13 protein-coding genes are annotated in these 13971 nt (G+C 66.3%); 9 read left to right on the forward strand and 4 right to left on the reverse strand.

Features of this window, described 5'->3' with window-relative positions:
- Positions 1–6: 6 nt before the first annotated feature.
- The gene (locus tag K6L26_RS17905; RefSeq protein ID WP_221851010.1) at positions 7–945 is read right to left on the reverse strand and encodes an ATP-grasp domain-containing protein; all 939 of its coding nucleotides are present in this window, start codon (positions 943–945) and stop codon (positions 7–9) included.
- Between the two features lie 32 nt (positions 946–977).
- Here K6L26_RS17905 and K6L26_RS17910 point away from each other — a divergent pair, with 32 nt between their 5' ends.
- Entirely contained in the window at positions 978–1952 is a 975-nt protein-coding gene (locus K6L26_RS17910) for a quinone oxidoreductase family protein (RefSeq protein WP_064894012.1), read from the forward strand.
- 78 nt (positions 1953–2030) lie between these two features.
- Here the strand turns inward: K6L26_RS17910 and K6L26_RS17915 are convergent, their stop codons facing one another.
- Both K6L26_RS17915 and K6L26_RS17920 read right to left on the reverse strand, forming a co-directional pair.
- Entirely contained in the window at positions 2031–2969 is a 939-nt protein-coding gene (locus K6L26_RS17915; RefSeq protein WP_174551599.1) for a DUF1214 domain-containing protein, read from the reverse strand.
- 71 nt (positions 2970–3040) lie between these two features.
- On the reverse strand, positions 3041–3973 hold the full coding sequence (locus tag K6L26_RS17920; RefSeq protein WP_036387641.1) for a heme o synthase: 933 nt from the start codon (positions 3971–3973) through the stop codon (positions 3041–3043).
- A gap of 232 nt (positions 3974–4205) precedes the next feature.
- Between K6L26_RS17920 and tkt the strand changes: the two genes are divergently transcribed.
- The 5 genes from tkt to pgl are packed head-to-tail and all read left to right on the forward strand — an operon-like array spanning position 4206 to position 10618.
- Positions 4206–6296: a transketolase gene (gene tkt / locus K6L26_RS17925; protein WP_019344693.1), complete on the forward strand. Its 2091-nt coding sequence runs from the start codon at positions 4206–4208 to the stop codon at positions 6294–6296.
- Between the two features lie 51 nt (positions 6297–6347).
- Entirely contained in the window at positions 6348–7463 is a 1116-nt protein-coding gene (gene tal / locus K6L26_RS17930; RefSeq protein ID WP_064894001.1) for a transaldolase, read from the forward strand.
- Complete coding sequence (gene zwf / locus K6L26_RS17935) at positions 7460–9010, forward strand: glucose-6-phosphate dehydrogenase (protein ID WP_019344691.1); 1551 nt, start codon at positions 7460–7462, stop codon at positions 9008–9010. Before tal ends, zwf begins: the two co-directional genes overlap by 4 nt.
- Positions 9007–9918, forward strand: a complete 912-nt coding sequence (gene opcA, locus K6L26_RS17940) for a glucose-6-phosphate dehydrogenase assembly protein OpcA (protein WP_221851012.1) — start codon at positions 9007–9009, stop codon at positions 9916–9918. The genes zwf and opcA overlap by 4 nt, the downstream gene beginning before the upstream one ends.
- Positions 9911–10618, forward strand: a complete 708-nt coding sequence (pgl, locus tag K6L26_RS17945; protein WP_036387647.1) for a 6-phosphogluconolactonase — start codon at positions 9911–9913, stop codon at positions 10616–10618. The genes opcA and pgl overlap by 8 nt, the downstream gene beginning before the upstream one ends.
- Positions 10619–10631: 13 nt before the next feature.
- Here pgl and K6L26_RS17950 read toward each other — a convergent pair whose 3' ends face one another.
- Positions 10632–10781 (reverse strand): hypothetical protein, encoded by a 150-nt coding sequence (locus K6L26_RS17950; RefSeq protein WP_019344688.1) that lies wholly within the window; start codon positions 10779–10781, stop codon positions 10632–10634.
- Between the two features lie 56 nt (positions 10782–10837).
- On the opposite strand from K6L26_RS17950, the gene K6L26_RS17955 reads away from it, so the two are divergent.
- From K6L26_RS17955 to K6L26_RS17965, 3 genes are all read left to right on the forward strand, one after another.
- Positions 10838–11215, forward strand: a complete 378-nt coding sequence (locus K6L26_RS17955; protein WP_019344687.1) for a hypothetical protein — start codon at positions 10838–10840, stop codon at positions 11213–11215.
- Between the two features lie 175 nt (positions 11216–11390).
- Positions 11391–12686 (forward strand): MFS transporter, encoded by a 1296-nt coding sequence (locus K6L26_RS17960; RefSeq protein ID WP_221851014.1) that lies wholly within the window; start codon positions 11391–11393, stop codon positions 12684–12686.
- Positions 12683–13960 (forward strand): ABC transporter substrate-binding protein, encoded by a 1278-nt coding sequence (locus K6L26_RS17965; protein ID WP_221851016.1) that lies wholly within the window; start codon positions 12683–12685, stop codon positions 13958–13960. Before K6L26_RS17960 ends, K6L26_RS17965 begins: the two co-directional genes overlap by 4 nt.
- Positions 13961–13971: the final 11 nt, after the last annotated feature.

Here is a 13971-nt window from a genome sequence, read left to right on the forward strand (position 1 = left end):
AGTCGGTCAGAATCCCCGGTGCGACAACGGGCCCAGCCCGAACCGCTCCAGTGCACCCTCGACTGCGACGGCGAACCGCCGCTCGGCATCCTCGCGGACGGCCCGATCCAACTGCCGGAAACCGAATCTCGGCTCGACCAGGTCCAACTCGAGTAGACGAGGATCTTCCGGGCCGCCGATCACGTCGACCCGGGCGTGCACCAGCTCCTCGGGCGTGAGATCGAGCAACCGGACCACCGCGTCGATCGCTTGGCGACCCACCTCCCAGACCTCGTCATCGGGATCCGCGGGCGACAGCGACTCGTGCGCGTAGGTGCCGGTCTCCTCGAACTCGGGTGACTGGCCGGCCGGGGGCAGGATCGGCCCCTTCGTGAAGGCGTGGGACTGCTCGCCGCCCAGGAACACCAGAGCGGTTTCGCCGTCGGCTATCCGCGGATCGTAGGGCTGCACCAACACCGCGCGCCCCCCAGCATGCAGGGCCGCCGCGTGGGCCAGCGCCGCCGATGCGTCCACGAACCGCTGTGCCCTTGCCGAGCTGGCCCCCACCGCGGGCTTCACCACCACTTCCCCGTCGGGCACGATGACTCGCTCGCCGACCGCGAAATATCCCGTCGGCACCACCGGAACACCCAGCCGTGCCAGATCGTCGAGGTAGTGCTTGCCGGTGTTCCACTGCACGATCTGTGCCGAGTTGATCAGGTGCGGCACCGATCGCGTCCAGGCCAGGAACTCGTCGAGGCGCTCAGGGTAGTCCCACGTGGCCCGCAGGATCACCAGGTCCGCGTCGAGCGTTTCCGGGTCGTCCCAGGCCAGCCAGCGGGCGTGCAGCCCGCGGTTGCGCAACGCGGTGACCAGGCCGGCGTCGTCACCGTCATCCTCAGGCGATGCCGCGCATCCGGCCAACACGATGCGCGGATGGAACACATCCGGACGGGCAAGCTTCACCCCCGCGATGATAGGTGTGGATGATGGATGGCGTGTATGCCATCGAAGTTGCCGAGACCGGCGGACCCGAAGTCCTGAGCTACGTCGAGCGACCCGAGCCCGCCCCGGGCCCTGGCGAGGTGCTGATCAAGGCCGAGGCCATCGGCGTCAACTTCATCGACACCTACTTCCGGTCCGGCCTGTATCCCCGTGACGTGCCGTTCGTCGTCGGCTCCGAGGTGTGCGGCACCGTAGCCGCCGTCGGCGACGACGTGGCAGCGCTCGCTGTCGGCGACCGGGTGGTGACGGCGAACGCGACCGGCGCCTATGCCGACTATTGCGTCGCCCCAGCCGATTTCGTCGCCTATGTGCCCGACGGTGTGGCTCCGGACGCGGTCGCTTCAGCTCTGCTCAAAGGCATGACCGCGCACTACCTGATCAAGTCCACGTACGCCGTGCAACCCAGCGACACCGTGCTGGTGCATGCCGGGGCCGGTGGTGTCGGCCTGATCCTCACCCAATGGGCCACCAGCATCGGCACCCGGGTGATCACCACCGCTTCGACACCGGAAAAGGCCGAGCTGTCGCGGCAGGCCGGTGCCATAGAGGTGCTCGACTATCCCGAGGATCCGGTCGAATTCGGGGACAAGATCCGCGATCTCACCGGTGGGTCTGGCGTGGCCGCCGTGTATGACGGAGTCGGCGCCTCGACGTTCGACGCCAGCCTGGCCAGCCTGGCGGTGCGGGGCACCTTGGCCCTCTTCGGTGCGGCCAGCGGGCCGGTGCCGCCGGTGGATCCGCAACGGCTCAACGCTGCGGGCTCGGTCTTCCTGACCCGGCCGACACTGGCCCACCACACCCGCACCCCGGATGAATTCTCCTGGCGTGCCGGGGAATTGATCAACGCGATCGCCGACGGGTCCATCACCATCACCGTCGGCGGCCGTTATCCGCTGGCCGAGGCGGCCCAGGCGCACACCGACCTGCAGGGCCGCAAGACCGTCGGCTCGATCGTGCTGGTGCCCTAGCCGGCGATTGCGCCGAATGTGACGCAGGTGTCGTAATCTCCGCCTTCCGACGACGCCAGCGTCACACTCGGCGATCGCCTAAACCGGCTCGGCGGCCGGAAACGTCCAGGAGCCGTCAAGGATCTCGGGCCTGGGCCGGTACAGCCGCACCAGATAGTTCCAGCCCTCGGTGATCGGCAACACGTTGGCCGCGTCGTCGCTGCTGCCGCCGAACTGCACCGTGGTGGCACCGTCGGCGTCTTTGACCGCGGTGATGTTGTTCAGCGAGTACGCGTTCTGCGGATTCGGGGTGAAGTACCCGTCCTGGTTGTACACCGTGATCGACCAGAATCCGTCCACCGGGACGTCCTTCACGGTCAACCGGTGCACCGTGGCCCCGTCGTTACGGGGTGGCACCACCGTGAGATACAGCGCGTCGCGCTCCGGGTTGCCGCCCCAGGCGAACGCCGAGCCGATCAGGTGACGCACCGGGTCCACCGCGTACTTGGGGCCGAACATCGATTTGGTGTCGGCCAGGGTCGTCGACAGGGTGATCAGTGCCTCCCGAACGGTCTTCTGACTGACCGGATCCCACTGCGGGATCTCGAACAACCCCGGCGCGTCGTCCTGCGAGACGCCGATCGTGTCCTGCAATGCCCGGACGGCGGCCAAGTCCGCGGGATCGTTCGGATCGGCCAAGATCCGGATCGCCGCTGCCGCATAGCGCGTGTCGACGGAGTCGCGGCTGAAAGTCAGCTCGCCCGGCGCGTAGGCGACGTTGGTGGTGTAGTGGTCCTCGCTGATGATCTGCAGCGACATGAACCGGCCCGCATTCTCGGGCAGCGTGATGGTCACGGGCCCGGCGTCCAAATCGAAAACCGCCGCCGAATACAGGGTGTCGCGGTTCTGCCGGATCACGATCTGATGATCGATCGAGCTCATCTCACGGTTGTGGAAGAACTGCCCGAAGCCGCCGTCGTTGACGATATTGGCGAAATACAGGTCGGATTCGGCTCGCGCGAAGTTGTCAGGACTCACCAACTTGGTCATGGGCACAACGCTGCCACAACAGCGGCGTGCGAGTGGTGGGACCGCAGAACCGACGGTGTCTAGTGGCCGAAGATCGTCGGCAGCGCGAGTGCCGAGTCGATGGCCAGCGCACAGAACACCACGGCCAGGTAGTTGTTCGACTGCAGGAACAACCGCAGTGGCTTCACCGGCTCACCACGCTTGACCCCGGAGTACAGCTGGTGTGCCATCACCAGGAACCACGCACCGGCCAGCAGCGCCACCGCGCCGTAGAGCCATCCGGTGGCCAGCGCCAGCACCAGCGTGGTGAGCACCGTCAGCCAGGTGTAGATCAGGATCTGGCGGGTGACCTCGCGCTCGGTGGCCACGGCGGGCAGCATGGGCACGCCGGCGGCCTTGTAGTCGTCCTTGTAGCGCATCGCCAGCGCCCAGGTATGCGGCGGTGTCCAGAAGAAGATGATCAGGAACATCACCAGCGCCTGCCAACCGATGGTGCCCGTCACTGCGGACCAGCCGATCATCACCGGCATGCAACCGGCCGCGCCGCCCCACACGACGTTCTGCGAGGTGCGGCGCTTGAGCAGCAACGTGTAGACGAACACGTAGAACGCGATCGTGGCCACCGCCAGCAACCCGGACAGCAGATTCGAGGTCCACCACAGCCAGCAGAACGACGTGACGGAGAGTACGAGCCCGAAGATCAGTGCATGCCGGGTCGGCACGGAGGCCTTGGCCAGCGGGCGGCGGGCGGTCCGCTTCATCACCTTGTCGATGTCGGCGTCAGCCACGCAGTTGAGTGTGTTGGCGCCGGCCGCGGCGAGCCCACCGCCGATCAGGGTGTTGAGGATCAGCAGCGGGTCAATCGTGCCGCGGTCTGCGAACAACATCGCCGGAATGGTGGTGACCAGCAACAACTCGATCACGCGCGGCTTGGTCAACGCCAAATACGACAGGAACGTGGATCGTATTCGGCTCGGCGCCCCATTGATGAGCCGGCGCTCGCGAATGCTCACGCAAATAACTCCTCGGGTGGCGTCACGCGGCTTCTACTACACACGATGGTAGACCGCCGCCTGAATGCCTCGACACCGCAGGGTCTGTTCCGGGGCAACTACGGGTAAACGACCGGATATCGGTGTGAGAACCAGTCTGCATCGGATGACTCCGCCCCACTAGGGTGTTTGTCGTAGCAGCATGGCAACTGCGTGCACGTGCCAGCAGATAGAAGACGAGGAAGTGAGCTTAGTGACCACCGCCGAAGAGATCACCGCTCTCACCCAGCCCAACCACCCAGACGACTGGACCGAGCTCGACAGCGTGGCCGTCGACACCGTCCGGGTGCTCGCGGCTGACGCGGTGCAGAAGGTCGGCAACGGCCACCCGGGAACCGCGATGAGCCTGGCTCCCCTCGCCTACACGCTCTTCCAGCGGCAACTGCGCCACGATCCCAGCGACACCGAGTGGATCGGCCGCGACCGCTTCGTGCTGTCCTGCGGACATTCCAGCCTGACCCTGTACCTGCAGCTCTACCTCGGCGGGTTCGGTTTGGAGCTGGCCGATATCGAAGCACTGCGCACGTGGGGATCGCTCACGCCGGGGCATCCCGAGTACCACCACACCAAGGGTGTGGAGATCACCACCGGTCCGCTCGGCCAGGGCCTGGCGTCGGCCGTCGGCATGGCAATGGCCGCCCGCTACGAGCGCGGACTGTTCGACCCCGACACCGCTCCGGGAGAAAGCCCGTTCGACCACTACATCTACGTGGTGGCCTCTGACGGCGACATGGAGGAAGGCGTCACCAGCGAAGCCTCATCGCTGGCCGGCACCCAGCAGCTCGGCAACCTCATCGTGTTCTGGGACGACAACAAGATCTCCATCGAGCACAACACCGACATCGCGCTGAGCGAGGATGTGCCCGCGCGCTACCGCGCCTACGGCTGGCACGTTCAGGAAGTCGAGGGCGGCGAGAACGTCGCCGGAATCGAAGCGGCGATCGCGGAAGCCAAGAAGGTCACCGACAAGCCGTCGTTCATCGCGCTGCGCACGATCATCGGCTACCCGGCCCCGAACAAGATGAACACCGGTGGGGTGCACGGCTCGGCGCTGGGCGCCGACGAGGTGGCGGCCACCAAGAAGGTGCTCGGCTTCGATCCGGACAAGAACTTCGAGGTGCGCGACGACGTCATCACGCACACCCGTGAATTGGTGGCCCGCGGCAAGAAGGCGCACGACGAGTGGCAGGTGACCTTCGACGCCTGGGCCAAGCGCGAGCCCGAGCGCAAGGCGCTGCTGGACCGGCTGCAGGCCAAGGAACTTCCCGAGGGCTGGGACGCCGACCTGCCGCACTGGGACGTCGATTCCAAGCCGGTGGCCACCCGCGCCGCCTCCGGTGCCGTGCTGGCCGCCGTTGGCCAGACGCTGCCCGAGCTGTGGGGCGGTTCGGCTGACCTCGCCGGCAGCAACAACACCACGATCAAGGGCGCGAACTCCTTTGGGCCGCCGTCGATCTCAACCGAGGACTGGAATGCGACCTGGTACGGCCGCACCCTGCACTTCGGCATCCGCGAGCATGCGATGGGCGCGATTCTCTCCGGCATCGTGCTGCACGGCCCGACCCGGCCGTACGGCGGAACTTTCCTCCAGTTCTCGGATTACATGCGGCCGGCCGTGCGGTTGGCGTCGTTGATGAACATCGACCCGATCTACGTCTGGACGCACGATTCGATCGGCCTCGGCGAGGACGGCCCGACGCACCAGCCGATCGAGCACCTGGCAGCTCTGCGGGCGATCCCGAACCTGTCGGTGGTGCGCCCCGGCGACCCGAACGAGACGGCCTACGCGTGGAAGACCATCCTGGAGCGCACCGCCAGCACCGGCCCGGTCGGATTGATCCTGACCCGCCAGGGCGTTCCGGTGCTCGAAGGCACCAGCGCCGAGGGCGTGGCCCGCGGCGGTTACGTGCTGGGCGGCACTCCGGAAGAAAACCCCGACGTGGTGATCATCGCCACCGGCTCCGAAGTCCAGTTGGCCGTCGCAGCCCAGAAGCTGTTGGCGGACAAGGACATCAACGCCAGCGTGGTGTCGATGCCGTGCGTCGAGTGGTTCGAATCGCAGCCTCAGGAATATCGCGATTCGGTGCTGCCGCCGGCGGTTTCGGCCCGGGTGGCGGTGGAGGCCGCGGTGGCGCAGAGTTGGTACAAGCTGGTCGGGGACACCGGCGAGATCGTTTCGATCGAGCACTACGGCGCCTCGGCTGACGACAAGACGCTGTTCCGTGAGTTCGGTTTCACGCCCGAGGCCGTGGCGGCCGCGGCGGAACGATCCCTGGACAATTGACCGCACCGCGGTCGTGACAACTAACCGTCGACTAGCAGGAGAAGGCGAATCATGACTCAGAACCCGAATCTCGCGGCGCTGAGTGCCGCGGGTGTATCAGTCTGGCTCGACGATCTGTCGCGGGAGCGGCTGCAGACCGGCAACCTGCAGCAGTTGATCGACACCCGCAGCGTTGTCGGGGTGACCACCAACCCGTCGATCTTCCAGGCGGCACTGTCGAAGGGCACCGCCTACGACGCCCAGGTCAAAGAACTGGCCGAACGGGGCGCCGACGTCGACGCCACCATCCGCACCGTCACCACCGACGACGTCCGCAACGCCTGCGATGTGCTTGCCAAGCAGTACGAGGCCTCTGACGGCGTCGACGGCCGGGTGTCGATCGAGGTCGACCCGCGGCTGGCCCATGACACCGACAAGACGATCCTGCAGGCCATCGAGTTGTGGAAGATCGTCGACCGGCCCAACCTGTTGATCAAGATTCCCGCGACGCTGGCGGGGCTGCCCGCGATCACCGCGGTGATCGCCGAGGGCATCTCGGTCAACGTCACGCTGATCTTCTCGGTGGAGCGGCACCGGGCGGTGATGGATGCCTACCTGGCCGGCCTGGAGGCCGCCAAGGAAGCCGGACACGACCTGTCCAAGATCCACTCGGTCGCCTCGTTCTTCGTCTCCCGAGTGGACACCGAGATCGACAAGCGGTTGGAGAAGATCGGCTCGGATGAGGCTTTGGCACTGCGCGGCAAGGCCGGGGTGGCCAACTCCCGCCTGGCCTACGCGGCGTACGAGGAAGTCTTCGGTGCCGATCGCTTCGCCGCGCTCAAGGGCGACGGCGCCCGCGTGCAACGCGTGCTGTGGGCGTCGACCGGCGTCAAGAACCCGGACTACTCCGACACGATGTACGTCACCGAGTTGGTCGCACCGCACACGGTGAACACGCTGCCGGAGAAGACGTTGGAGGCGGTTGCCGATCACGGCGAGATCACCGGCAACACCATCAGCGGGACCGCCGCGGCATCACAGGAGACCTTCGACAAACTCAGCGCCATCGGGATCGACCTCGTCGATGTGTTCAAGGTGCTCGAAGACGAGGGCGTGGAGAAGTTCGAAAAGTCGTGGCAGGAACTGCTCGACGCGACACAGGGCCAACTCGACGCCGCGAAGAAATGAGTCCGGCCAACGACAGGCCGGAGACCGCCTGGCGTAACCCGCTGCGGGACAAGCGCGACAAGCGCATGCCCCGCATCGCGGGGCCGTGTGCGGTGGTCATCTTCGGTGTGACCGGTGACCTGGCCCGCAAGAAGCTGATGCCGGCCATCTACGACCTGGCCAACCGCGGCCTGCTGCCGCCCAGCTTCGCGCTGGTCGGCTTCGCCCGCCGTGACTGGGCGGACGAGGATTTCGGCAAGATCGTCTACGACGCGGTCAAGCAGCACGCCCGCACGCCGTTCCGCCAGGAGGTCTGGGACCGCCTGGCCGAGGGATTCCGGTTCGTGCAGGGCACTTTCGACGATGACGCCTCGTTCGAGCACCTCAAGGACACCTTGCACAAGCTCGATGTCGAGCGCGGAACCAGTGGCAACCATGCCTTCTACCTGTCCATCCCGCCGAAATCGTTTCCCCAGGTGTGCGAGCAACTGTCCCGATCCGGGCTCGCGGACAAGCCGGAGGGCAGTTGGAGCCGGGTGGTCATCGAGAAGCCGTTCGGCCACGACCTCAAGAGCGCCGAGGAGCTCAACGGTGTCGTCAACAGTGTCTTCCCGGAGTCATCGGTGTTCCGCATCGATCACTACCTGGGCAAGGAGACGGTCCAGAACATCCTGGCGCTGCGGTTCGCCAACGAGATGTTCGAGCCGGTGCTGAACTCGCATTACGTGGACAGCGTGCAGATCACGATGGCCGAGGACATCGGACTCGGCGGACGCGGTGGGTACTACGACGGTGTCGGCGCGGCGCGCGACGTCATCCAGAACCACCTGCTGCAGTTGCTGGCCCTGACGGCGATGGAAGAGCCGGTCAGCTTCTCCCCCGCCGAACTGCAGGCCGAGAAGATCAAGGTGCTCTCGGCGACCCGGCTCGCCGAGCCGCTGGACGAGACGACCTCCCGCGGCCAGTACGTCGGCGGCTGGCAGGGCGGCGAGAAGGTGGTCGGGCTGCTGGACGAAGAAGGTTTCTCGAAGACTTCGACCACCGAGACCTTCGCAGCCATCACACTGGACGTGGACACCCGCCGCTGGGCAGGTGTCCCGTTCTACCTGCGGACCGGAAAACGCTTGGGCCGCAGGGTCACCGAGATCGCCCTGTTGTTCAAGCGCGCACCGCATCTGCCCTTCGACGCCACGATGACCGATGAGCTCGGCCAGAACGCACTGGTGATCCGGGTCCAACCGGACGAGGGCATCACGCTGCGGTTCGGGTCGAAGGTTCCCGGCCACATCATGGAAGTCCGCGATGTCAGCATGGATTTCTCCTACGGCTCGGCCTTCGCCGAGGAGTCACCGGAGGCCTACGAACGCCTGATCCTCGATGTGCTGCTGGGCGAGCCATCGCTGTTCCCGGTCAACGCCGAGGTCGAATTGTCTTGGAAGATCCTGGATCCCGCCTTGGAATACTGGGCCACGCACGGTAAGCCCGATCCGTACGAGGCCGGAACCTGGGGCCCCGACTCGGCGTTCGAGATGCTGCGCCGGTCCGGGCGGGAATGGAGGCGGCCGTGATAGTCGATCTGCCCGACACCAATACCGGCGCGATCAACAAGAAGATCGTCGCGATGCGTGAAGAGGGCGGCGCGATCACCCTCGGCCGGGTGCTCACGCTGGTGATCTCCACCGACTCCGAAGCGATGCTCGAGGAGTCGATCGATGCGGCCAACGCGGCCAGCCGTGAGCATCCCTGCCGCGTGATCGTGGTCATTCCCGGCGACCGGTTGACCACCGAGCCGCGGCTGGACGCCCAGTTGCGGGTGGGCCGTGACGCCGGCGCCAACGAGGTCGTGGTGCTGCGGTTGTCGGGCCCGCTGGCCAACCATGCCAGCAGCGTGGTGACGCCGTTCCTGCTTCCGGACACGCCGGTGGTGACCTGGTGGCCCGATCTGGCACCCGCCATACCGGCTCAGGACCCGCTGGGCAAGTTGGCGATTCGCCGGATCACCGATGCCACCAACGGCACCGACCCCCTGGCGTGCATCAAGAGCCGCCTCAACGGCTATACCGCCGGTGACACCGACCTGGCCTGGAGTCGCGTCACCTACTGGCGCGCGTTGCTGGCTGCCGCGATCGACCAGCCGCCGCACGAGCCCATCACCTCGGCACTGGTATCCGGGCTGCGCGACGAGCCGGCGCTCGACATCCTGGCCGGATGGCTGGCCAACCGGATCGACGGACCGGTGACCCGCGCCGTCGGCGAGTTGAAGGTCGAACTCACCCGGCCCAGCGAGACCGTCACCCTGGTTCGTCCACAGACCGGTGTCACCGCGACACTGAGCCGCACCGGTAAGCCGGATGCGCTGGTGCCGCTGGCCCGCCGCGAGGCAAAGGAGTGCCTGGCCGAGGATCTGCGCCGGCTCGACCCCGACGAGATCTACTACGACGCCCTCACGGGCATCGACAAGGTGAGTTATGTCTGAACGCATCATCGAGACCTACGCCGGCGCAGAGGAATTGGCCGCCGCGGCGGGTGCACGGCTGGTCGGGGCGATCACGTCGGCGATAGCCGCCCGCGGCGCGGCGGACATCGTGCTGACCGGCGGCACCGTCGGGATCGCCATGCTGCGTCACGTGGCCGGCGCCGAGATCGAATGGTCGAACGTGCGGCTGTACTGGGGGGACGACCGTTTCGTGCCCCAGGGCGACGCCGAACGCAACGACCAGCAGGCCTACGACGCGCTGCTCGAGGGCGTCAACATTCCTCCGGCCAACGTGCACCGAATGGCGACCAGCGACGGCGAATTCGGTGACGCCATCGACGATGCCGCTGCCGCATACGCAGAGCAACTGCCCGCGCAGTTCGACGTGCACCTGCTGGGCATGGGCGGCGAGGGACACATCAATTCGTTGTTCCCCGACACCCCGGCGGTGCGCGAGGCCACCCGGTTGGTGGTCGCCGTCACCGACTCCCCCAAGCCACCGCCGCGCCGAATCAGCCTCACCCTGCCCGCGATTCGGCAATCTCGCGAGGTCTGGCTGGTGGTCTCCGGCGAGGCGAAGGCCGATGCGGTCGCGGCCGCGATCGGTGGTGCCGATCCGGTCGACGTCCCGGCCGCCGGGGCCATCGGGCAGGAGAAGACCGTGTGGCTGCTCGACGAGGCCGCCGCCGGCAAGCTCTGAGCCGGCCGGGCGACTAATCGTCCGGGGCACCACCGTGCCGCTCGCTCGCGGTGTCTGCCAACGCCTCGGCGTAGCCGGCCAGATAGTCGGCCACCTCGTGGTTGGGCGTGGCCCGGGCCGCCGCAGCGACCGACCGGGCCCGGGATTCGCAGTAATGCCGCACAAAGATTCAGACGCGGTTCGGCCCCGTTCGGTTCCCAACCGGCCATACTGTTCGGCATGGCAGACAAAGGTGACGGCCGCGCCCGCCCGAACTCCGGGCGGCAGAGAATCCGGACCTTGACGCAGGCTGCGCTCAACGCCGACATGACGGTGGAACAGGTCGATACCCTGCTCACCGACCTGAGCACCACGCTCGTCGACCTCAACAAATCGACCGGCGGCCTCGATGTCACCCTTGACCGTTTCAACGAGACCATCACCCGTATCGACGAGCTCGCGCCCCGCCTCATCAGCATGGTCGACCGGCTGGAGTCGATCGTGGACCGCGTCGAGATCATCGTCGGGATCGGCGAAGCGGTGATGTCACCGCTGGCCGCCACCGAGAGCGCGGTACGCGGCATGGTCAACCGGTTGCGCAGGAGCGCGGGCCTGTAAGGCGGGCCCGGCCGGCGCCTCGGTTACAGTGGACGCCATGGGAGCCGGATTTGATCGAGCGGACGCGCATGCTGCGCTGTCCTCGATCTGGAACCGAGCTCGGTTGGCGCCGCTGAAGAGGATCTCGGGTTAGCTCTCGCTGCCCATTCGTTCCTGCTATCTGCTTCGAGGCGTCATGAAGCCGTCCCTTTGCGCCGTTGCGGCGTCGCTCTACCTGACCGAATACACCCTCTACTCGAACTCATCGTCGGCGGTCCTGCTGAACTCCGCGGTCGCCGCATATTTCGACATCCCGTTCTCTCAGGCCGCGTACATCGGCGTGGCGTTCTTGGCCGGATTCTGTCTGGCGCTGCTGCCTGCCGGCCTGCTGTCGCACCGGTGGAGCCCTACTTCTGCCTTCTTCACCGGTTCGGCGGCGCTGGCCCTGCTCGGTCTCGCCGCCGGCCTCAGCCCCGAGTTCTGGGTCCTCATCGCGTTGCGCTTTTCACAGGGCATCGCCTCGGCCGTGCTCGCGCCCCAGATTTTCCGCATCATCCGGGCACAGTTCTATCCAGACCATCATTCGGCCGTGCTGGGCGCGTGGGGCCTGGTGGTCTCGGCATCTGCGCTGTGCTCACCGCTGATCACCGCAGTGCTCAACGATCTGTGGGGCTGGCGCTCATTTCCGTACGAGACCACCGTCACCACGGTGGTGGCGATGGTGCTGCTCGGCCTGGCGCCGATGCGCCGTGGTGACGCAGACCCCGGCGCCTCCGCGACCCGGGAAGCGCTACCCGTCGTGGGTTTGGCCACAGCGCAATTGGCGATCTTCCTGACGATCGGTTGGTCTGGTGCGTTGCAGGTCAAGGTTGCCTTGCTCGCGTTGGCGACGCTGCTCGGAGTAGCCGTGATCGTCCTGCGCAGGCAGTCCCAGTCCCCGGTGGTGGCGAAAAGTCTGGTGGTGGTATTCGTCGCGGGTGTGGCGACAAACATTTTCACGCTCTCGACCGTGTTTGTCCTGCAACAGCTACGAGGACTGAGTTCCTATACCGCCGCACTGTTCCTGCTGCCGATGGCGTTCTTGGCCGGGCTGATCCCCGTGCTCAGATTCGGCAGGCCCGGTGACAATCGGAAAAGCACTCGCCTGATATGCGTCGGCTCGGTATTTCTGATCGTGGCCGGGCTCAGCCTGCCCACGCAGCTGCCGCTGATCAGTGCCGCGCTGATGGGCGCCGCGATGGGTTTCCTGTGGAGTTCGCTGGCCAGTATCGTGCTGACCAATTCCACCCAGATCGCGTTCGATTCCAGCCTGTATCACTATCTTCGGGCCTTGGGCGCCGCGATCGGGGTGGCGGCCGGAGCGACGATGATCGACGGCCTGGGCACCCATCTGCCCGGCGGAGCCGCGGCAGCGATAACGCTGATCGGAGTCGTCGCGACTGTCGCGGCCCGTTCAGCCTGGAAGACAACGCGATTGGTGTCGCCACGATGAAGCGCCACCTCACCTTCGCCTGGCCGACTGACCAGCTCACCGACGATCCGAGACTGGCGTACAACACCATGTCGAAAACGTACTGCCGGCAGGTCTATGAGAGCCTGCTCGATATCGATGCGGGCACGGGAGAACTCCGGCCATGGCTGGCCACCTCGTGGCGGTACCGCGACCCGCTCACCCTCGACATGGCGATCCGGACCGACAGGTGCTTTTCTGATGGCACACCGCTCACATCGCAGGCGGTCGCCCGGAGCTTCTCCGACATCGGCACCCTCAAACATGTTTCACCGCCGCCCGCCGCGGCCACGATGCTGACCGGGCTCGACCGCGTCGACAGCGCAACCGACACCGTGACATTCCATTTCGCACAACACAATGCGGCCTTTCTCCGGTCCCTGGCCGGCGTGAACCTCGCAATCAGAAGCCCCGTGGGGCTGGGCACCGGGCGGTGGGTACCGACGGGCGAAGGCCTGACCGACAACACCCGCCGAATGGCGTTTCGCAAAGCCGTCACAGGAGACCTCTACGCCGGGACCGACGAGGGCAGCGCCGTGGCCGATATCCACAATCCAGGCATCAGTTACGGGTTGTGCCCCAATGCTTGCCGCGGTCCGCTGGCGGATCCGGCGATCCGGCGTGCCCTATCACTGCTGATCGATCGACCCGCGTTGACGCCGATCCTGGACGCCCACGGATACAGCGTCGCGTCGTCAGTGCTCACTCCGACGACCGACGGGTACCTGGACTGCTCAACCGACCTTGCCTATGACCCGGAGACCGGGTGTCGGCTCCTCGCCGCCGCAGGGGTACCGCGACTTTCCTTCGAAGTGGTGTTCAACAGCACGTTCTCCCCCATCGACACCGCCATCCTCACCGCCGTCGCCGCCCAATGGAAGCGTTACGGCATCGACCTCATCCTCGCCGACGTCGACTTCGCCGAATTGCGCGACCGTCAGCAATCCGGGGACTACGACTTCCGCTTCTTCTATTTCACCGGCCGTGACCCCGATCTGCTGCGGTTCCAGTTCGCCGTCAACGCGCGAAACATGAACCGTCGTAACCAACCCGACGACCTGGACAGACTGCTCGACGCCCACCTGGTCTGCGCCGACGGTGGCCGGCGCGGTGAGCTGGTAAACGACATCCAGCGTCGAATCATCGCCGGCGGCCTGTGGCTGCCTCTGTGCAATGTCCGCACCGTCATCAGCTATCGGCCCGACGTGCTCTCCGGTGTCTACCTGGACGCCGAAGCCTTGGCCCGTATCCCCTGAACCTGAAAGGC

The organism is Mycobacterium farcinogenes (genome assembly GCF_019739075.1).
In the GTDB taxonomy this organism is placed as follows: domain Bacteria; phylum Actinomycetota; class Actinomycetes; order Mycobacteriales; family Mycobacteriaceae; genus Mycobacterium; species Mycobacterium senegalense.

Coding starts and splice junctions, on each gene's coding strand:
- zwf (WP_019344691.1), top strand. CDS start 7,460: ATGAGTCCGGCCAACGACAGGCCGGAGACCGCCTGGCGTAACCCGCTG.
- pgl (WP_036387647.1), top strand. CDS start 9,911: ATGTCTGAACGCATCATCGAGACCTACGCCGGCGCAGAGGAATTGGCC.
- K6L26_RS17960 (WP_221851014.1), top strand. CDS start 11,391: ATGAAGCCGTCCCTTTGCGCCGTTGCGGCGTCGCTCTACCTGACCGAA.
- K6L26_RS17955 (WP_019344687.1), top strand. CDS start 10,838: ATGGCAGACAAAGGTGACGGCCGCGCCCGCCCGAACTCCGGGCGGCAG.
- K6L26_RS17965 (WP_221851016.1), top strand. CDS start 12,683: ATGAAGCGCCACCTCACCTTCGCCTGGCCGACTGACCAGCTCACCGAC.
- tal (WP_064894001.1), top strand. CDS start 6,348: ATGACTCAGAACCCGAATCTCGCGGCGCTGAGTGCCGCGGGTGTATCA.